The 20,009-nt window shown below is 41.8% G+C and carries 22 protein-coding genes; 11 read left to right on the forward strand and 11 right to left on the reverse strand.

The window, feature by feature from the left end; genetic code table 11:
* Positions 1 to 140: 140 nt before the first annotated feature.
* The 5 genes from GXP67_RS12165 to GXP67_RS12185 all read right to left on the reverse strand — a co-directional run bounded on the left by GXP67_RS12165 (position 141) and on the right by GXP67_RS12185 (position 4,371).
* Positions 141 to 356: a hypothetical protein gene (locus GXP67_RS12165; protein ID WP_162443365.1), complete on the reverse strand. Its 216-nt coding sequence runs from the start codon at positions 354 to 356 to the stop codon at positions 141 to 143.
* Positions 357 to 396: 40 nt separating this feature from the next.
* Positions 397 to 1,872, reverse strand: coding sequence for an NADP-dependent isocitrate dehydrogenase (locus GXP67_RS12170; RefSeq protein ID WP_162443366.1), 1,476 nt, complete (start codon positions 1,870 to 1,872; stop codon positions 397 to 399).
* A 177-nt stretch (positions 1,873 to 2,049) separates the two neighbouring features.
* Positions 2,050 to 2,343 carry a hypothetical protein gene (locus GXP67_RS12175; protein WP_162443367.1) on the reverse strand — a complete coding sequence of 98 codons (294 nt, stop codon included), beginning with the start codon at positions 2,341 to 2,343 and terminating at the stop codon, positions 2,050 to 2,052.
* 13 nt (positions 2,344 to 2,356) lie between these two features.
* Positions 2,357 to 3,373, reverse strand: a complete 1,017-nt coding sequence (locus GXP67_RS12180; protein WP_162443368.1) for a sodium-dependent bicarbonate transport family permease — start codon at positions 3,371 to 3,373, stop codon at positions 2,357 to 2,359.
* Positions 3,374 to 3,603: 230 nt separating this feature from the next.
* Positions 3,604 to 4,371, reverse strand: a complete 768-nt coding sequence (locus GXP67_RS12185; protein ID WP_162441854.1) for an IS5 family transposase — start codon at positions 4,369 to 4,371, stop codon at positions 3,604 to 3,606.
* Positions 4,372 to 4,492: 121 nt separating this feature from the next.
* Between GXP67_RS12185 and GXP67_RS12190 the strand changes: the two genes are divergently transcribed.
* Positions 4,493 to 5,428: a LysR family transcriptional regulator gene (locus tag GXP67_RS12190; RefSeq protein WP_162443369.1), complete on the forward strand. Its 936-nt coding sequence runs from the start codon at positions 4,493 to 4,495 to the stop codon at positions 5,426 to 5,428.
* A gap of 407 nt (positions 5,429 to 5,835) precedes the next feature.
* Here the strand turns inward: GXP67_RS12190 and GXP67_RS12195 are convergent, their stop codons facing one another.
* Entirely contained in the window at positions 5,836 to 6,483 is a 648-nt protein-coding gene (locus GXP67_RS12195; RefSeq protein ID WP_232065183.1) for a metallophosphoesterase, read from the reverse strand.
* Positions 6,484 to 7,261: 778 nt separating this feature from the next.
* Here GXP67_RS12195 and GXP67_RS12200 point away from each other — a divergent pair.
* Positions 7,262 to 7,759, forward strand: a complete 498-nt coding sequence (locus GXP67_RS12200; protein WP_162443371.1) for a class I SAM-dependent methyltransferase — start codon at positions 7,262 to 7,264, stop codon at positions 7,757 to 7,759.
* 324 nt (positions 7,760 to 8,083) lie between these two features.
* Entirely contained in the window at positions 8,084 to 8,722 is a 639-nt protein-coding gene (locus GXP67_RS12205) for a hypothetical protein (protein ID WP_232065185.1), read from the forward strand.
* Positions 8,723 to 9,154: 432 nt separating this feature from the next.
* Here the strand turns inward: GXP67_RS12205 and GXP67_RS12210 are convergent, their stop codons facing one another.
* Together GXP67_RS12210 and GXP67_RS12215 are read right to left on the reverse strand one after the other, a co-directional pair.
* Positions 9,155 to 9,343 (reverse strand): hypothetical protein, encoded by a 189-nt coding sequence (locus GXP67_RS12210; protein ID WP_162443372.1) that lies wholly within the window; start codon positions 9,341 to 9,343, stop codon positions 9,155 to 9,157.
* 254 nt (positions 9,344 to 9,597) lie between these two features.
* The gene (locus tag GXP67_RS12215; protein ID WP_162443373.1) at positions 9,598 to 11,217 is read right to left on the reverse strand and encodes a serine hydrolase; all 1,620 of its coding nucleotides are present in this window, start codon (positions 11,215 to 11,217) and stop codon (positions 9,598 to 9,600) included.
* A 155-nt stretch (positions 11,218 to 11,372) separates the two neighbouring features.
* Here GXP67_RS12215 and GXP67_RS12220 point away from each other — a divergent pair, with 155 nt between their 5' ends.
* The 5 genes from GXP67_RS12220 (at position 11,373) to GXP67_RS12240 (ending at position 14,827) form a co-directional block, all read left to right on the forward strand.
* Positions 11,373 to 11,534, forward strand: a complete 162-nt coding sequence (locus tag GXP67_RS12220; protein WP_162443374.1) for a hypothetical protein — start codon at positions 11,373 to 11,375, stop codon at positions 11,532 to 11,534.
* A gap of 186 nt (positions 11,535 to 11,720) precedes the next feature.
* A complete protein-coding gene (gene istA / locus GXP67_RS12225; RefSeq protein WP_162442237.1) occupies positions 11,721 to 13,286 on the forward strand; it encodes an IS21 family transposase in 1,566 nt (521 codons plus the stop codon).
* Between the two features lie 23 nt (positions 13,287 to 13,309).
* Entirely contained in the window at positions 13,310 to 14,029 is a 720-nt protein-coding gene (gene istB, locus GXP67_RS12230) for an IS21-like element helper ATPase IstB (protein WP_162443375.1), read from the forward strand.
* Between the two features lie 237 nt (positions 14,030 to 14,266).
* The gene (locus tag GXP67_RS12235; protein ID WP_162443376.1) at positions 14,267 to 14,527 is read left to right on the forward strand and encodes a hypothetical protein; all 261 of its coding nucleotides are present in this window, start codon (positions 14,267 to 14,269) and stop codon (positions 14,525 to 14,527) included.
* Positions 14,528 to 14,569: 42 nt separating this feature from the next.
* A complete protein-coding gene (locus tag GXP67_RS12240; protein WP_162443377.1) occupies positions 14,570 to 14,827 on the forward strand; it encodes a transposase in 258 nt (85 codons plus the stop codon).
* 76 nt (positions 14,828 to 14,903) lie between these two features.
* On the opposite strand, the gene GXP67_RS12245 is transcribed toward GXP67_RS12240, so the two are convergent.
* Both GXP67_RS12245 and GXP67_RS12250 read right to left on the reverse strand, forming a co-directional pair.
* Complete coding sequence (locus GXP67_RS12245; protein ID WP_162443378.1) at positions 14,904 to 15,185, reverse strand: antibiotic biosynthesis monooxygenase; 282 nt, start codon at positions 15,183 to 15,185, stop codon at positions 14,904 to 14,906.
* A gap of 372 nt (positions 15,186 to 15,557) precedes the next feature.
* Positions 15,558 to 16,502 (reverse strand): ketopantoate reductase family protein, encoded by a 945-nt coding sequence (locus GXP67_RS12250; protein WP_162443379.1) that lies wholly within the window; start codon positions 16,500 to 16,502, stop codon positions 15,558 to 15,560.
* A 588-nt stretch (positions 16,503 to 17,090) separates the two neighbouring features.
* Between GXP67_RS12250 and GXP67_RS12255 the strand changes: the two genes are divergently transcribed.
* From GXP67_RS12255 to GXP67_RS12265, 3 genes are all read left to right on the forward strand, one after another.
* Positions 17,091 to 17,756, forward strand: a complete 666-nt coding sequence (locus GXP67_RS12255) for a hypothetical protein (protein WP_162443380.1) — start codon at positions 17,091 to 17,093, stop codon at positions 17,754 to 17,756.
* A 41-nt stretch (positions 17,757 to 17,797) separates the two neighbouring features.
* Positions 17,798 to 17,977: a helix-turn-helix domain-containing protein gene (locus tag GXP67_RS12260; RefSeq protein ID WP_232065279.1), complete on the forward strand. Its 180-nt coding sequence runs from the start codon at positions 17,798 to 17,800 to the stop codon at positions 17,975 to 17,977.
* Positions 17,978 to 18,103: 126 nt separating this feature from the next.
* The gene (locus GXP67_RS12265; RefSeq protein ID WP_162443381.1) at positions 18,104 to 18,937 is read left to right on the forward strand and encodes a luciferase domain-containing protein; all 834 of its coding nucleotides are present in this window, start codon (positions 18,104 to 18,106) and stop codon (positions 18,935 to 18,937) included.
* Positions 18,938 to 19,053: 116 nt separating this feature from the next.
* Here GXP67_RS12265 and GXP67_RS12270 read toward each other — a convergent pair whose 3' ends face one another.
* Positions 19,054 to 19,755: a hypothetical protein gene (locus tag GXP67_RS12270; RefSeq protein ID WP_162443382.1), complete on the reverse strand. Its 702-nt coding sequence runs from the start codon at positions 19,753 to 19,755 to the stop codon at positions 19,054 to 19,056.
* Between the last annotated feature and the right edge of the window lie 254 nt (positions 19,756 to 20,009).

Genomic DNA, 20,009 nt, shown 5'->3' on the forward strand with positions numbered 1-20,009 from the left:
TATATATTGAAAGGAATATACAAAGATTATCCAAAGAGTGCAAGACCTCTTCTGTAGATGAGTTAAAAGAAAGGGGGAGTTAATTTAACCTCCTAATTCTGTTCCCTGCTATTGTCTTTGAGCAGAAGGTCTTATACCTGCTAAGCAGCAGCGGAAAAATTAAATTCCAATTGTATTTCCTGTGCCTTCTGGCTGATTGCTGTTATAAACTTGCCTGTTAAAAGAATAAATAGTAAAGAAAACAAGGCAAGCAAGGTAAGCCCAATGGTAGGGAGTAATTTCAGGTATCTGTTGTTGAGGTATATGAAAAGAGCCGATGGCATAATTAATAGGCAACTGATATCGAGTATGCGCATGTAGAGGTTGGGTTTTATTATTTATTTGCGAAAATGACTATTATTCCCCCTGTCCAAGAGAAAACCCCCTCTTTCCATTAAATGTATAGAGGTTTTCGGTTTTGATGATTTCCAGACCGGCTCGCGAGAGCACTTCCTGTAGGGAAAGCAACCTTGAATATTCCAGGGGAACATATAAAGGGTCTGCATTCTCTGTTACTGTCCCTTCGGCCACAAAGCGGCATCTCCAGTGATCGGTACAAAAGGTTTCTGCATGCCCTTGTGGATACACTTTTACACCCCGGTTGGTGATCATCTTTAACTTCAGGCCGGCAGGCGTTAACCCCGTAAGCTGATCGCCTAACTGATCGGGTGAAATATTGTCATGGCAAACAAAAATATCAGCTCCGACCAGTTGCTTGTGGTTCACAGGTCTTTGATAAGGTAGTACAACAAAGGGTTTGGGTGCATGGCTGCTATGATTAACCTTTGGAAAATAAGCCGGATATGTATCCAGGTTACCGATCACCTGGTCGGCAAACTGCTGGGTGCCCACCTTTGCTTTACTTACGCCTTGCCGGAAAATATCTGCCGTATGCGAGCCGCTTTCAATCGTAGCCAGCCAAGCGTTATGTATCCTTTCGGCTACCCTGTTTTGTCCGATATGCATCAGCATCAGAATGGATGCCTGTATCAACCCGGACGGGTTGGCTATATTTTTCCCGGCTATATCCGGGGCAGATCCATGAATGGCCTCAAACATGGTGCAATGGTCTCCGATATTGGCCGAGCCTGCCAGACCTACAGAACCTGCTATCTGGGCTACTACATCAGAAATAATATCCCCATACAGGTTCAGGGTAACCACTACATCATACTTTTCCGGTTGATCAGCCAGCAGGGCAGCGCCGATGTCTATAATCTGATGCTCCTTTTCAATTTCCGGATACTGGGCACCTATCTGCTGGAAGGTCTGGTAAAACAAGCCATCGGTGAGTTTCATGATGTTGTTTTTGGTCATGCAGGTCACTTTTTTCCTGCCATACGTTTTGGCATATTCAAAGGCATAGCGGATAATTTTTTCGCATCCCGGACGGGTAATCAGTTTAAGGCATTGCACGACATCGGCTGACTGTTGATGCTCTATGCCGGCATATACATCTTCCTCATTCTCCCGGATGATGATTACATCTAACCTGGGATGTTTGGTAGTCACAAATGGGTGGAGTGACAAACAAGGACGTACATTGGCAAACAGCCCCAAGGTTTTTCTGATCGTTACATTCAGGCTTTTGTACCCGCTGCCAAGAGGTGTGGTAATAGGTGCTTTTAAAAATATTTTTGTTTTTCTCAGCGAATCCCACGCTTGCGCATCAATGCCGGATGTATTGCCTTGCAGGTACACTTTCTCTCCGATCTCGATCACTTCCGGGCTAATAGCAGCACCGGCGGCAGTAAGTATCCGGATGGTGGCATCCATAATTTCAGGGCCTATGCCATCGCCATAGGCAAACGTAATGGGCGTTTTTGGAAGCATATGTATTTTTTTGGTTAAATTTTCAGAAATGATCTGCCGTTACAAATTTGCGCTGCTCGCCTTAGAATAAGATTAGGATAACATTAGAAAATGCTTACCTGAGCGGATACTCATTCAGCAATGCCCGATCCGTACATGCCCTTACAGGTATTCCCTATTCCGCAGGGATTTGCTTTATTACCGGGCAGTGAATTTATCTTTTAGATGGCCTCCCGTTACGCCTGATGTCTGTAGCCCCCTCAGACTAAGGTGCCGGGTGTGTTGCTCCAGGCGGCCGGTTCTTTTGAAAGAAATGATTTCCGTCACCAGCTTTTGCTCATCCAGATGCATTTCTGCAAAAAAATCATTCACGGCATACAAGCGAAGCTCTTTTGTATCGTCAGCATAACTTAAAAGAAAGGGGGCTCTTTCGGTGAGATACTGTTCTCTTTCAGGCATGGAAAGCAGCAGGAATCGAAAATAAGAGATCATAATCGTTATTGTTTTAGAAGTGTAGGTAAGTAAATAGTTGCGATAAGTTAGAAGAAAGGCGTTCGGATACATGTGTTTGTATAATATACCAGTACAGCACCATGCCGACAGATATATTAAAGGGGAAGGCAACCCCCAGGGCCATGGGAATATACAATCCGGGGTCGGCTTTGGGGGCCGCCATGCGCATCGCAGCAGGTACGGCAATATAAGAAGCCCCGGCACCCAGGATAGCAAACATAAAGCGTGTGCCCGGATCATTTGTTACCAGAACACTGGCGAGGGCTACCAGGCTGCCGTTACAGGCTGCCACCAAGATACCAAACAAAGGTAGATACAGGCCATATTTCCGGAATGAAGAGAAACGTCTGGCGGTAACCATGCCCATTTCGAGCAGGAAAATGGCCAGAAACCCTTTAAATATGTCGGTCGTGAAAGGTTTAATCCCTTCTGCTTGTTTGGCATCTGCCAGGTAGCCGATCAGCAGGCTTCCCAGGATCAGAAACACACTTCCGTTAGTAAAGGAATGGCCCAGTATTTTGCCTAAGTCAGTGTTGCCTGCCTGCTGCTTATCATATTTATTTATCAGAAAAACGGCGATAACAATGGCCGGCGATTCCATAAAGGCCATCACGGCCACCATATACCCACTAAAAGTATGCTGATAAGTTTCCAGAAAAGAGGCAGCCGCTACAAAGGTTACCGCACTCACCGATCCGTAGGCAGCCGCAATGGCACCGGCATCAGCCACCCCCAGCCGCTTTCTGAGGATATAGAAAGTATACAGGGGCACCAGGGAGGCAATTGTTAACCCGAACAGAATGGCATAGAGAATCTCCAGGGTAAAAGCACTGTGTGCCAGCTCCTGTCCCCCTTTAAAACCGATAGAGAGCAGCAGGTATAGAGAGATAAATTTGATGCTGGCTGCCGGAATTTCCAGGTCACTTTTTAAGGTGGCCGCCAGCAGGCCAAGACCAAAAAACAGAAGGGTAGGGTTTGTTAAATTACTGACAAATAAGCCAATTTCCATATGTTATATTATAGTTGAGCAAGGGTGAGAATAAGGGTAGCTTTTAAAATAGTATGGAGGGAGTACGCCTGTTGTGCGCATAGAGGCGCTTGTGTAGGGATGGGATTGTATTATTTCTCTTAAGGGTGTAATATAGGTGTATGCGGCTGTCCGTCGCTGGCATTCTCTCAGGCATATATTTTATTTTTTCTCAAAACTACAGCGCCTTTCTTAGAGAACGTTTTGAAATATTATACTGGTTTTCTTTTAAGCAGTGTGTCAATAAAGGCTAATTGTAGCATAGCTTCCGAACTTTCTGTGCTTTTCTCAAAGTCACGGCTCAATCTACGCTTAAAATTGAGCCATCCGTAACTGCGTTCTACCACCCAACGGCCTCCTGCCGGCACAAAGCCCTTTACGCTTTCAGGCTTTTGTACAATTTCTACCTTCCATCCATAGTCTCTTTCTATCTCTTCTACAAAGGTATCTTTGTAGCCATTATCTGCTTTTAGTGTATGTAGGCGGCAAGACTTACCCTTCAGCTTAGCTGCTAACTCATAACCGGCTGTAGTGTCTGACACATGGGCGGCTGTTACATGCACAGCCCAAGGAATACCTAAACAATCCACTGCTAGATGTCTTTTTCTGCCATTCACCTTTTTGTTGCCATCTATGCCCTTGTCTTGGGAAGTAAACTGTACAATCTTTACACTTTGACTATCAATAGCTAACACGCTTGGCAAGGCTTGTCGGCCTGCTTTTTTTCTTTCTCTGATTGCTAAAAAAGCCAACAGCTCTTCGATGATGCCTCGCTTCTTCCACTGCCTGTAATGGTAATAAATGGTTTGCCAGGGTGGGTATTTACTTTCCATGTTGCGCCATTGACTACCTGTAGTAAGTAGCCATAGAATAGCATTAAGAATAACACGTTTGTCATGTTTGATTTTTCTTTGGTTATCTACTACTTCCTTGATAATTTCCCACTCACAATCAGTGAGTTCGAAGAATCTTTCTTGCATAAAACTTTTTGGTTGGACACCACAAGTTTACTCACTGATTCTTTCTTTTACCCTATTTCTATCCTTTCAAAACATTCTCTTATATATTTTTATTTATTATGATATACATATACATTCATTTATGCACTATACCCTTCATCAACTAAAGATATTTACTGTGGTAGCTAAACACAGCAGCATTACCCGTGCCTCCGAACAGCTTAACATGACCCAGCCGGCAGTTTCTATTCAACTCAGGAACCTGCAGGATCAGTTTGATATCCCCCTCACAGAAATAATAGGGAGGAAGTTATACATTACAGAATTTGGCAAAGAGCTAGTAACAATAGCCGAATCTATACTCGCCAGCACCGAAGAGATCTCTCAGCAGATGCTGGCAAGAAAAGGGCTGCTGACAGGCAAGATTAAATTTTCGATTGTGTCTACAGGCAAGTACATTATGCCCTATTACCTGGCTCCATTTTACAAAAAGTATCCCCATGTGAAGTTAGAAATGGATGTTACTAACCGCAGGCAAGTCCTGGAAACAATGCAGGAGAACAAAACTGATTTTGCTTTGGTATCTATCTTGCCCGGCCAGCTGGAAGTAGAAGAAGAGTTGCTCATGCCCAATGCGCTCTGGCTGGTAGCCGGAAGAGACTTTATGCCCGGGACAACTGCGGCGGCCGGCGACATATCCCTTCTAAAGGACATGCCTATCCTGTACCGGGAAGATGGATCTGCTACCAGAATCGTGACGGAAGAATACATGAGTACGGTATCAGTTTATCCCTCCATAAAACTGGAACTTAGTTCTACAGAGGCCATCAAACAGGCAGTGATTGCCGGATTAGGGGCATCTGTGCTTTCTATATACAGTTTACGTTCAGAATTGCTCACGGGAGATGTGCGGCTATTGCCTGTTACAGGGTTTCCACTTTATGCATACTGGCGTTTGATCTGGTTAAAAGGAAAGAGGTTTTCACCGGCTTGCCAGGTTTTTCTGACTTCGATCAGGGAGAACAAAGAGTCTGTATTTGATGCACATTTTGCCTGGGCCAGGCAGTATATTAAATAGGCAAGTAAATCTGATGTTACCTGTAGACTAATAATTCGGTGATGCACTCCTATAAGTGTCAGCCGGATATAATTCACCAATCAACTTATATAGAAATAAAATTTCCTGAAAAATAGTTATACCTGTTTCAAAAGTAAATTAATCAGTATTCACATAACACTATTCTACCTTTCTATTAACTCTAGGATCCGGATGTTAAATCCAAGTTGTTTGCTTCTCCTCTACAATTAGAGGAGTTAAAATAACTCCCCCTTTCAAGTAACTGTAAGTTACAAATTGAGGTAGGAGAAGAGTTTCAGTAGGGCATGGTAAGACATCCGAAGCTTAGGATATTTTGCCCCAAATAATTTATTATCACTCCCCTCGAGATTCAGGTAATTATTCCACTTCCGGCTTCAACCTTTTATTTAATCTATATTTTTCTGCACTAGCAACTCAAAGGTATCTAAATTTAAACAACACAGATTGCCTATTTTTCTCCATAGAAAAGCATTTCGCAGAACATTTCTCAATGAAAGCTTTTTGTAACAGCCATTATCTAAAGGGATGATTGTACTTCTTGTTTTTACTTTATGTATGATCTCATGGAGTTGATGTATCTGATGTCCATGGACTATAACTTTAGAAGTAGGATTGCTGTGTAAATTCCTAACCAATACCATACTTGAATAGTCGGTAAAGGGAGTGCTACTATCAAAGTTGAAACCAGCATGAACTACATAAAATTTATCTAATTCATAGTAATATGGGAATTGCTCCAGCAGCTCAATATACTTTTGTTGAGGTTGACCTCTTTCATCCAGCAGGTCTAAGCTACTTTTCCATTGAGTAGAAAACGGGAATTGATCAGAGGTGTTTTTTAACTTCTTAAATTCATGGCAAGCATCCAGGAACCTTTGTTCATGATTGCCTCTCAGGGGATAGAGCTTGTAATTTTGTTTAATTAATTCGATGATATAATCTAATACGCCTGCACTATTTTTACCTTTATTGATATAATCCCCTAATAAAAACAGCTGATCCTTTTGGGAAAGCTTAATTTTACTTTCTACCAAGGCTTTCATCGTTTTCAAGCACCCATGTACATCGGCTATCACAAGTCTTCTACCACCTGTGAGGTTGGATAATATCTGCTTATACATATGCAGCTGAACGTATTTGCATGAAAAGGGTAGTAACCAATCTTTGAAAAGCAGTCAACGGTCTTGTCCGGCTAGGGGTTGCCTAGAATTAACTAATAAACATGACAGGGCAAAAAGAGAAAAATTGTTAGTGTACAAGTGATAGGTGGCCTACTTTTCCCTCTTGCCTATATGTTCAGTTTCTTCAAAGGGGGGAATAAATCTTACCTGGAAAAGCTTATTGATAAATTTTGTCTGCTTTACTTATCTTTAGCCTACAAACTTTAACAGCTATACATTGGAGGAGTTAATCAATCAAATCGAAGGGCAAGTTCAATTCAACAGAGGAAAGAACCTGCTCTGTAAGGAACCACTTAACCCTTTTGGCTTTTCTCCCTGTCTTACCTCTTACATTAACGAACATCTGTTTGAACTAAAGATTTTAAATACCGGGCAACAAGAAATACTTTTCACTCATTTAGTAAATAAGAGTATTGAGGCGCTTTGTGAGGCAAATCAATTTTACCATTTCAACACTGTCGACAGAATAGCTCTGAGAAAGATTTATCAGAAGTTACACCATCAGATTACATCCCTATCAGCACACCAAATAGAGCAAGGCCTACAGCACATAGCTAAGGGGCATTACCAGGCACTGCAGAGCTGGATAAAAAGATCGAACCCTTTTGTAAAGTCTCTTTACTCTCCCACGATGGCTTACCTAGAGCAGGAGGTGGTCTGTGGAGAATACTCAGCCCCTATGCAATTGAAACTCCTACAGATAGATATGGCTCACTTGCCGGAGCCCATCTTAGATATAGGATGTGGAAAGCAAGCTTTTCTGGTAAATTATCTGAGGACAATGGGCTTAGAGGCATATGGGATAGACAGAAATGCAACTGCCTCTCCCTTTATTTATCAAGCCGATTGGTTTGAATTTGATCTTTCCACTAAAAGTTGGGGTAGCATTATAAGCAATATAGGCTTTTCAAACCACTTTCAGCATCATCACCTCAGAGTGAACAGTGACTACCTAGGGTATGCCCTGCGCTACAAACAGATTTTGCAGTCGATGAAAGCAGGAGGGGTTTTTTACTATGCCCCTGATCTTCCCTTTATTGAGAAGCATCTGGATACGGCTAAATTTGGGATTCAAAAAACAGCTATTAAGGGAACCCAATTTAGTAGAACAAAAATAGTAAGGCTATAATAGCATCTTTATATAGCTTTACTATATTGTATAATCATTGATTATTACTCTAACCGAATGCAATTATATTTGTCCATCTGTGTCAATAACTCAGTTATAAAAATTGCCCTTTTTGGGTAACCAAAAATCGAATTATTAAATCCGCCCTCTTTCCATCCTCTACTTTTATGAGGAAGCCCAATTTGATACTTACCCACAAATTTATCATCATTTAAGAAATATAAATATTAGATATGTTATATTGAGCTAATCTAAAGGTTAGCGGTCCTTGCAAACGACTTTGCTACAGCTACACATAACTAGTTGACCAGAATAATTAAACAGATGATTAAGAAGTATTCGGTTTTGATATGCCTAGTTATTTCAGTAATATTATTAGTAATAGCAACCTTGAGTTATCCAGGCGGCTCATTGCTTGACAAAAATTCTGTAGGGTTTGACTGGTCAAAAAATTTCATAAGCAATTTATTTGCAACAGAAGCGATAAATGGTTCAGAAAACCCCGGTAGGATTTGGGCAATTATTGGTATGGCATTCCACTCGGTTGGTTATGGGATTTTTTTTATCAATATGTCAAAAAAGATCTCTCCCAGACAGTGGGCTGCTATTTTAAAAATTATAGGCCTTACCAACATAATATTTATTTTCTTAATTGCAACACCCTTGCATGACCTGGGAACAATATCGATCATTTTAACATTGGCTGGTTTATTTACTATTACTGTATTTATCCTAATGTCAAAACTTCATTTCCTTAAATTCTGCTGTATTGTTTGCTTATTGACTTATTACGGTTTCTTTTCCGTTTTTGGTTTAGGTTATTTGGGTTTGTCAGTGGTAATGCAGAAAATATATATTATAAGCTCGATGCTATTAGTTTTAGGACTAGAGTATTTTACCAAATATGAAGACTTTAAACAAATTAAATCGGGAGGACAAAACATACAAGCAACGAGCCGCTAACATGGGTTTTGCAGCAAGCGGGGCTGACAAGTAATCTTAGAGCTATTGTAATTCTACTCATCTGTAGCTTGGGCAGACAACTTAGTATGAAGCATTCAACTAATCATCAACATCTAAAAGTTTAACGGCCTGACGGAGTGGGCGACGGTAATTCTAATCCCAGCCTGCGCAATCTTGTAATTTCAGAACGAGACTTCGGCCAATTTTTTTTAGCACGACACAATTACAAATCTAAGTTACCCGAAAGGGGGAGTTAAATTAACTACCTTTTCTTTCTATAACTTAAAATGAAAATAGGCGAAAGGGAAAATAAAATAGTTGATTACAATCATAGATGGTTATTCTATAAGCCCTTTGATTTTCAAACACGATTATTGGGCGATTTTGTCAACCTATTTCCGGACAAGACCAATATAGTTTTACGGCTTATGCTCATTTTAAAGTAAGTAGCCTACTTTGTATAGACTTCATATTAGTAGTTAATTCTCTTCTTCTTTCCATGGAAAGCTTGGGCCAATGTAGGTTCATATTCTGGGCATCCTGATTAAAACTATCTTTCAGTACAGTCAGCCCCTGGTTATCAGTTTCTTCATGTTTCATTAATTCTATATAGTTGCCCATGGCTTTTCTTTTAAAGATACGCTTTATTGCTCATTTATCTAAAAGGGCTAGACTACCCTTGCCATCTTCTAGCTTTCCCGTGATTGGGGTTGTCTGTGTGGAGGAAAAACTGGAATTGCAACAATTTACTGGAGGTTTTTTCAGGAAGCTATTCTAGGTTCTTTTAAAAAGATTGATTCTACTACTGTATTCTCTTCCCTGCGAATCTATTCTGATTCGTTTCACTAAGGGGAATATTCTTTCACTTCTGAAGGTTAGGGATTTCCAATTTTGAGCGCTATAAATTTGTGACTACCTGCCATTATTTCAAGTAAATATACCCCCTCTTTTTTCAAGAAGTGGAGTTGAACAAGGGCATCAGCCGAGAAAAAAAGCTCTGTTGTCTCCGGCAATAACTCTTCTTTGGGGTTGCCTTCCAATTCCACAAATAAAGCATCTCCGTCTTGTGTAATGCTCAGCACGCCGATAGTTGATTGGTAGTTGCCCACATAACTTTGGGCTAGTGGAGCATCAATCATCCCTTGCGGTTTTTCTAACAGATTAATCTTTTTTTCAAGCTTACTGTTGCCTAAAGACAAGGCAAGTGCCTTTTTTAAATACTTAAGAGCCTTGATTTTCTGTTGGCTCTTTAGATAAGCTTCGCCTATCCCTACATGTGCCTCAAAGGAAGTGGAATCTGTAGCCAAGCTAAGAGAAAAAATAATAATTGCTTTCCCATACAGCCGCCTGTTAAACAGTTGCTGCCCCAGCCAGTCTAACTCTTTACTGCTAAACTGGCTTAGTTCATCTTTCTGATGTATCTTCTCCATTGCCTCCTCACTTTGCCTTACAATGTCCTGTAGCCTTTTCTTGAGAGGAGTGTTATAGGGCTGATAACCTAGCCATTCAATCGTATGGGTGGAATGACCAAGGGTGAGTGTTACTAACTCCTCGGCGATAGACAAGCCATTACTACTGTTAGTAAAGTAAACCATAGCATCTTTGCTTATGGGATTGGCTATCGCAAAACCTTTGTAGGTTACATTATCTCCCCAATGCCATAGCCATAGATGGTTTTTCTCTTGTTCAATTCCCCAACCCAATCCCCACGACAGCCTACTTGATAGTTTTGCAGGCGGGCTAGCCGTTAAGCAAGTAACACAACTATTGTCTACCTGCACCTGGCTTTTGATCATCTCTTTGTAAGTCTTTTTTCTCAATCCCTTTCCTTCTAACAGGGCTACTAAGAAGCTAGCATAATCTTGGGCAGTGGTATGCAGAGAACTCGATGCATAGGCTTCTACAGGTTTTTTCCGGCCGACTACTTCCAGGAGTTCATTGTGGGAAAAAGCTTTCAAAGAATCATACTTTACTTGATAAACATAACTGCTACTAACCATGTGTAGCGGAGAAAATACCTGCCTTTGCATTAAAGATTCCAGCTTGGTTTGAGTGATGTGCTCAATTACCTGTTGGAGCAGCAGGATAGCTTCCCCTGAATAAGAAAATTTTTCGCCGGGAGTAAAAGCAAAGGCTAACTCTGAATGATCTGCTTTCGTGTTAGGCAGCCCTGTGGTATGGCTTAAAATCATTCTTACAGTCAGGCGGGAAACTATTGTCAGCTTTTCTTGGCTAAGCCCTTCTCCTATATACTGGATTAGAGGAGTATCTAGCTCAATGACTCCTTGATCCACTAATTTTAACACTAGATATACAAACAGGGGCTTTCCTAAGGAAGCTCCTTCAAAGACGGTATGGACGTTAACCTGTTCTTTGGTAAGGGTATTAGAAAGTCCATAGCCTTTCACATAGCTTAATTTGCCTCCTTTGATGAGGGCAAGGGATAATCCGGGGACATCGGCTTGTTGCATCAAAGAGAGAATTCGCGTATCCAAGGCTGTAAGGAGCTAAGTTGCTTGGTAATTGAACAAAGGAGCAAGCAAAAGAGTTTATACCTGCTGAGGTTGCAGAGCAACCTTCTCCTTTTGCTTCTGTAGAAAAGAGGGCCAAGCCGAAAAGCTGTCCAAGAAACAATCGGACTCATATCAGTATGAGTGATGGGGATGCAAAACTCTCCGAAAAGAGGGGCAAACCTTCCCGTTTGTACTACCTGTCTAGTATGGCTGTAGATACTCATAAGCATGTGATTACCCATATATGGAGAATCCGGAGCATGCTGCCCCCTTTTGAAGCCCCGGATTCCGGCAAGTAAGTAGCTAAAAAGCTGCAGATTATGTCATTCCGGCAGATATTGACCCCACTTTTGAGCAGCTATAGCTACTAATTCCGGACTCTACCAGCCCTTGCAGGAAAGATTCCGGACGATGCTGACCCCCTTCTGCTCGTAAAAGACTACAGGATTTGGTTCTTTGGTGATCACTTACCAAACAGAGCACCGATGGCTGGAAAACCAAAACCTATGAGTCAGATCAAACAACTACTGCTGCTGCATCAGCAAGGTAAAGGCATTAAGTTCATTGCCCGCAGTCTTTCCCTGAGCAAGAATACGGTCAAGGCGTATCTTGCCAAAACAGCCCTGCTGCCATTAAGCGTGGAGCAACTGCTGTCCCTAGCCGATCCGCTGCTGGAAGCAAAATACCATGCCGGTAATCCTGCCTACAAAGACACCCGCTTTGACCACTTCAAAGAAAAGCTCGACTACTTTGCCTCAGAACTCAAGCAGGTAGGTGTCAACAGAAGATTGCTGTGGGAAGAGTATAAAAAAGAGTATGCCCAAGGCTACGGCTACTCCCAGTTCTGTTTCCACCTCTCTCAGCAGTTATTGGCCCGTAAACCTACCATGGTCCTAACTCACAAAGCGGCTGAAAAACTATTTATCGATTTTGCCGGAAAAAAGCTTTCCTACATTGACAAAGACACCGGCGAAGTGATCTATTGTCAAGTGTTTGCGGCTTGTCTGCCTTATTCTGACTACAGCTTTGCCATGGCTGTTCCCAGTCAAAATATAGAAGACTTCCTGTATGCCCTCCGGTGCTGTTTAGAAGAGATCGGTGGTGTGCCAAAGGTGCTGGTACCGGATAACTTAAAGTCTGCCATTGTGAAAGCCAGTCCCTATGAACCGGATGTTAATCGTGCCATGGAAGATTTTGCTAATCATTATGGGGCAGTGGTGATTCCGGCCAGAGTGCGTAAACCACAGGACAAGGCCTTGGTAGAAAACGGGGTAAAGCTGATCTATAACAGGGTCTATGCTAAACTGCGCCATCAACAGTTCTTTGATCTTTCCTCCCTCAATAAAGCCATCAAGGAGAAAATCCGTGAACATAATCAAACCAGGATGCAAAAGAAGCCCTACTGCAGACAAGAAAAATTCTTAGCCGATGAAAAACACCTACTTGGGCCACTGCCAGACTATAGTTTTGAACTCAAGTATTACCGGGAGTTGAAAGTGGCCCAGAACAACCACATCTACCTGGCTCAGGATAAACATTACTACAGTGTACCCTACACTTACATTGGCTTGCAGGTAAAAGTGATCTACACCCGCTCGATGGTGCATATCTACAGCAAAGGCGAGCAAATAGCTTTGCATGTGAGAGATTACCGCATGGGCAGCTATACCACTATCAAAGAACACCTGTGTTCCCACCATCGGCACTACCTGGAACGTAGCCCGGAATACTACCTGAAAAAAGCCCAAAGTAAATCAGAAGAGTTCTACAAGCTTTTGGAAGGACTCTTCCAGCAGAAACGCTATCCTGAGCAGCTATACCGCACCTGTGATGGCTTGTTGCGCCTGGCAAGCAGAAGTGATGCAGATAGCTTCCGCAAAGCATGTTTGATTGCTATTGAACATGGCAATTACACCTACCGCTTTATGCGCAACCTACTGGAAAACAACATGGTGCATGACCAGGAGCAGATTATAGAACGGTCCTTGCCGGAACATACTAACATCCGGGGCAAAGAGTATTATACCCAATTTTTATCCACCCTCAACTAATCTACTCCTAACTAACAAAACAGATGATGCAAATCCAATCCCAACTCAGTCAGTTGCAACTCCACGGAATGAGTCGCAGCTGGCAGGCACTGCTAGAGACAAGAAAATGCCATGAACTCTCCTTGAGCGAGGGACTCGAACTACTGCTGCAGGCAGAAGAAAATGAGCGAAAGGAACGAAAGTTCCGCCGCTTGCAGCGCAATGCTTTTTTCCGCTACCAGGCTTCTATAGAAGAATTGCAGCCGGGTAGCGCACGTGGCTTAGATAAATCCCTGCTCAACGGGCTGGCCACAGGAGAGTACTTAATCAAAGGGGAGTCCATCCTGATTAGCGGTGCTACTGGAGCAGGCAAAAGTTTTTTAGCTTCTGCTTTAGGACACCAGGCCTGTGCACAGGGATATTCAGTAGCTTATTTTAATGTAGCTAAACTGCTGCTGAAAACAAAGATGGCCCGGGTAGATGGCAGCTTAATCAAGTTCTTTGAGAAGCTATCCAAAACCCGCTTACTGATTTTGGATGACTTTGGCTTAACCCCTTTAGAAGCAGGACAGCGATTAGACCTGATGGAGATGATCGAAGACCGCCATGCCCGTGCCTCTACCATTATTGCTTCTCAACTACCGATCAGCAGCTGGTATGAAGTAATTGGGGAAGCAACTATTGCCGATGCCATCCTCGACCGGCTGCTGCATACCTCTTACCGAATAGAGTTGAAAGGTGAAAGTTTAAGAAAAAAACACTAACATTGTCAGACCATCGGGTTCTTTGAACCACTTCCTTTTTGGTGTGTCAGTATCGCTAAAGGGGGTCAACATCACCGGAATATCCAATATACAAGCGGATATGGCAGATGAACGAGACTCTAAACATTTAGTGGCAATAATAGGCAAGCTATCAAGTACACTCAAACACTACGGTCTGCCTCTTCAATATTTATTAGCAGATGGAGGCTTCGGTTCTGGTGAGAACGGACCTGCTACGTGCCTGAGCATCGGCTCCTCGCTTTTCTAGAAGCTAACAAGATCAAAGGTTTTATTGCCTTACCGGGTAGTTATCATCCCATCAGAGAAGGTTTTCACTATGATGCGACAGAGAATGCTTATGTTTGCCGCAATGAAAAGTTGCTCTATTATCATGGCATTAGAATGGAAAATGGCTTTGCCACTCATTACTACCATGCCCGGGTGCAGGATTGTAAAGAGTGTCCGCTAAAAAAAGCATGCTGTGGCAATAAAAGGTGACAAAGCCTCACTTTTAGTGTCTACCGCCACTATCATCAGCGTATGCAGGAGCGAGTAGAAAGCAAAGAAGGTAAAAAAATGAAAGGGCGAAGAATGGCCACGGTAGAACCTGTTTTTGGCAGCTTACTTAACTACTATGGTATGAAAAGAAGCAATGCTAAAGGTAAAGGAGCCGCTCACAAAATGCTGCTGAACCTGCTACGAGTGTGCATCGGCTTCGGGCAGCCACAGCTTATAACCTACAGAAACTGCTCTCTTGCTCTGTTTAGCCCAATGCCAATGTTCAAATCATTACCCTAAAGCAGGCCAATACCTTTATTTTGTACTCCGCTACGTTGTGCAACACCCAGGGGGAGTTAAATTAACTACCCAATGACTACAATATTCCTTTTTCAATTTCTTCTAAATAAATAAAGTCGGGTGATTTTACTCCTGCCTCTATTCTGATTTGCACCAATTTTGGTGATTCAAAAAACTGCCTGGCATTGTCTAAGGAATTCCATTGCGAAAAGTGTACAATTTTATTAGCATCTTTTTCATATTTGAGAACCTGATAGGATATCTCTCCCGCTTGTTTTCTTATGCTGGATGCATGGTCAAATATTTTTTTCCATACTTGATAGTCTTTTACCTGGTGAATGATTAAAACATATTTCATTTCTATTGAATGGTAAGGTAACGCTTAATTTTAGCTATAAATAATGAGTGAATAATTACCAAAATAAATCCATTTCACCAATTGTTACTCAACGATTGAGATTTTGTTTTTTGTTAAAGGTTACTACTTACACTGTTTATGCTAGTTCTTTACTATTGAAGATAGGGCCATGTAGAGCCATTTTCAAGGTTTTTTGTTGTATTGGATGTCTTAAAACGAAGGTAGTTACAAAAGGAGATTGCTTTCCCTTTCTCTATCATTTAATGCATACTTTATGCTCGTAGTTTTAAATCATGCAGGCTGCCTTTAGCTGTAGCGCTATAATGAGGCAGGCCACTGATTGGCCCAAGCAGGTGCCGGCAATTGTACTTTTTATTTTACAAGGTTTTGCCTTATTTCTGCGTAAATTTTTTCTGTTTCCATTACAGGTATATGTAGCGCTCTTCCATAGTGTATGATGGCTCCAGCAAATAGTTCTAATTCAGTATGGGCTTTATTAGAGTGAACATCAAGCTGCAGGGATGTTGGGGTATGATAGGGAAAGGTCGAGGCTTTTTCAAAGGTAAGTTCAATAATGTCTTCAGGGATAGTAATTCCTTTACCGATTGTAATTTGTTGTATTTCACGCATGATTGCCCTTGCTCTTGCTCTTAGTTCAGGTTCTTCATATACCTGACCGATGGGTTTGTTGTACCTTGCCGATACCAAGCCGAAGCTGGCAATAAAGAAAAACTTGATCCATATATCGGGAAGGGCATTCTCTTTATAGATTATATCCACTCCACTCTCTTTTAATACATCCACTACCCATGTAGGCTCCCTACTTTTTTTCTGGGGGTCCTTGCCTACAATGATCTTTCCCCTATTTCCTTTGTGTTCTACTACTCCTTTTTCCTTTATATGCGAGGCTACATACACGCAAGCCGGAAAAACCACACCGGTAGTAATTATGTTTCTCATTCTTTCATAGATATCCACCCCGTTCATTAAGGGCAGCAGTAAAGTATCCGCCTTTATTTTTTCCTTTATTTGCAGGCAAACCTGTTCCAGGTCATATTCTTTTACACAAATGAGGATTAGGTCTGACTCCGGGAGGTGTGCTATCTCATCAATAATAGTATCAGGTCTGACAACCGGGTCTACATGCTCAGGGGAAAGCAGGGTCAGCCCGGATGCTTTTACTCTCGTATAGGTTTCTCCCCTGGCAACGAAGGTAATTTTAACTGTGGGATTATTTTTATACTGATAGGCGAGTTTGAAGCCAAAATAGCCTCCCACGCCTCCAAGTCCAATTATAGTTATTTTTTTACCTTCCATTTCATTTGGTATTTTATTGAGACAAAGCTACAACTCTCACAGAGATGATTTATTCATTGGGTGACACATCCTAAAAAGAGTTACCATTTAGTATTAACCCTTAATTATTACCGGACGAAGTTAGATCGAATTTGAGTTCTACCAATTCCCCCTTTGTGTTAACTCCTTAACTTGAGCCAGTCCCACTTTATGTTTACATATATGGACTTCTAAATAAATTTAGCGAACGTATTAACTGACTTTACCTATACTCATTTTTACAGTTAAATAGTAGAAAAACTTCACCCATCTTGCCTGTTGTTGATTCCTTTTTTTATCAATCTAAGTTTGCAATGGAATTGTACTACGGCTAATGATTTCTCTCAACGGTTGGGGTATAAATCTAATAACTTGATTTAAAATTGATTTATTTATATTACATATGAGGATAGAAGTCAAGATCTATTTTTCAAATAAGGTCTACGATAAACAGCCACCCCAAACTTGATAGACAACTCTTGCTAGTGTATCTTGGTTGAGAAAAATATTTGTGACTGATCCTAGTGTCTGTTCCTGTGTTGTGCTAGTGCAAATTTTTAGGCAAAGTTTATGTCACACATCCCTCTTCTGAGCATCAGCGACTTTTTTCAGGCTTATCGCCTTGGCCAGCCGCTACATCCTGAAATTATGTGTATGCGCCTAGAGGACCAACCTGACACCAAACTGATGGCAATGCCTTTGTACCGATCTGATTTTTTTCGCGTGATTCAATTCACTGACGCTGTATTAACCTATACCACTCATGAGAAAAGAGTTTCGGTAGAAGGGTCTTGTTTGAGTTTTAGTTATCCGGGAAAACTGGAGTCCTGGGAGCGCGAAGGTCGCTTGTATGGGACAGTCATCTATTTTTCGCAAGCATTTGCCCACTTGGATACTACCCATTCAGGTTTTAACCAAGATTATCCTTATTTTACTTTTGAAGGAGATCTTATTCTAAATTTAGATCAAAGGGAGGCTTGGCAACTCAGAGGGCAAGCCCAAGAAATGATTAAAGAAATGTATTCGGATCTCTCTGATAAGCTTAGCATGATTGAAAAGCTACTAGCCCTGTACCTGCATACCATTCGGCGGCTGTATGTGCAGAAAATGGGTGCCCAACCTTCTGAGAGCAAATCAAACCAAGCCTGGTTTAACCGCTTCCGGAAAGCTACTGAAGACTATTTTGGACAACTAGCCCAAGGAGAGCAAAGGGTAATCCTTCTGTCTCCATCTTAGCCCAATCTTTAGGAATAAGCCCAAATTACCTTAATGAAATTATCAAAAGCCTTACCGGACAACCCGCTTCTGCCCATTTACAGCGTAAAATGATACTTGAGATAAAAAGTTATCTGTTGCATACCAATGATCAAGTAGCCGAGATTGCTTACCGGCTAGGCTTTGAGAATATACCTTATTTCAACCGCTTTTTTAAAAACATACAGGACTTACACCAGTAGAGTTTCGCAGGCATATTAGCTGATAACTGCCTGTAAACCCGTAAAAAGCATAAGCATTCCCCTGAAAAGTATTACCGTAGATAGCAGTGGTAGTCATATCTTTGATATTCTAAAAAAACAAGAACTATGAAACTGCTAAGCCCTACCTTCCTTATTTCCCTTACTTTATTTGCGCTGCCCTATTCAACACTACAGGCACAAAAGACTAACTCAAAAGGCAAACTAGCAAATACAGAGCAAAAAGGAGTTGATCTTTCCTATATCCAATCACAACTCACAGAGGAGGAATACAAGGAATTTCAAAACTGGGTGGCTTTAGGTGTAGGTGGCTTGCCACACACTGTGGAGGGCTTCCGTACCTTGCAAAACCTGAATAAGAAACTCAGAGATCCACTGGATATATCCCACCTTACCTCCAAGATGGGTAAGTCTGGGGATGTACAGACGCTTAAGAATCTACCCAAGCGCAATGGCAAGAGACCGACAATTGCTCCATTTGCCATCCCACACCGGCAGATGGATCAGCATAACAGCGATTTGATTCGGCAGAAGCAAAAAACTGTTTTCGAGCAAATAGTAGGTCAAAACAAAGGGGTGGTTCATTTCCAGAAGAGCTACTTTGAAAAGCATAATGAAGCTGTTTTTTTAAATGATAGCACAAAGAGCAATCAGAGTGTAGTGCTCACTACCCATGGCGAAGTGGGACATATGCACCCAAGTGATGGGTCGATGCATTTCTCCTTGAGTCCCTCTGATACCAAGGAGGTGTTGGCACAAGGTTGGGGGGAATTGCATGGGCTAGCCGGGCAGGTATATAAAGAGAATGCAGCCTTGCCTGCTACCTACCTGATGGTGTATTCGCCAAGGACAGAAGGGGAATTAGCGGTGGTCAAACAGATTTTACAGGCAGCTATCCACTATTCTTCCCTTCAGGAAAAAAGGCCCACTAATGCTAAATAGAATGAACTCTATGATAAGCCATATATAGAATAAAGGTTACTACTGTTTCAAAAAACGGGCGAAAAAAATAACTCTTGATTTTTGAACCAACTCACATTTCTTATTTAAACCCATTGCTAATCTTTATGGCTCAGCTCATACTTGATAGATGACTTGGCTAAAAGGTTGATGCCAATAAAGTAGGGCATCAGCATAGTAAAAGCCGGTATATAAGATAAATAGTTTGCGATAGCTAACGGGCCGGTTATGGTGACTGGCAGTAGGTTGAGCAGAGCACCCAGACAGGCAAAAATAACATAGGTGTATGAAGCTGCTTTGGAGAACTGCTTAGATAACCTTAATGCAGTGGCCAGGGCTGCAGTAGCCAAATAAATGAAGGCCACCTCCACCATACGAATAATGGTAAAAGCCTCATCAAGTGGCTTCATCCAGGCAGGTTTGGCAGGTGCACCCTCTATGGAATAGGTCACAAATACATTTGTAAGGAAATACCCCCAGTAAGCCATATTAAGTATAAATAAGGGCAAGGCAATTCTGATCTGCAACTTACTCAGCTTTGCATACCGGCTACCGAGTGTATTTGCCAGAACCTTATTGAGGCGCTCAAAGCCAATAGCCATAAAAATACCACCTGCAATCAGGAAACTATACCTGACTATCTGCTCATTGGCCTCTAATGCCCATCCTGAAGCCGTTTCTGGAGGTGGCCCCATACCACCAAAAATGGCGAATAGCATCCAGGGATAAATTAAAAATGAAGCTGTCTTTGCTTGTAACTCTCCTGGCGCCTGTGAAAGCTTTCGTATGGCCATAGCCATTAGTAGAGCATTTAGCAGCCAAATCGGTATATAGGCCCTGTAATCGATATGCCCAACTAGAAAGGCTAGCGCTGTTACCAGAACAGGGACAGAGAGCAAGTAAACAAAACTGATATTTTTTAAACTATTTTGCAACGACACTATTTTAATTCTCCAATTTAATGTTTTCTGATGCTAACTTCTTTCTTCAAATAAATGAATATAATTTCTTACATGTTACATATGGGAAAAATCGTCAAATTAAGTAGTTAATT

It is taken from the genome of Rhodocytophaga rosea (genome assembly GCF_010119975.1).
GTDB classification, from domain to species: Bacteria; Bacteroidota; Bacteroidia; order Cytophagales; family 172606-1; genus Rhodocytophaga; species Rhodocytophaga rosea.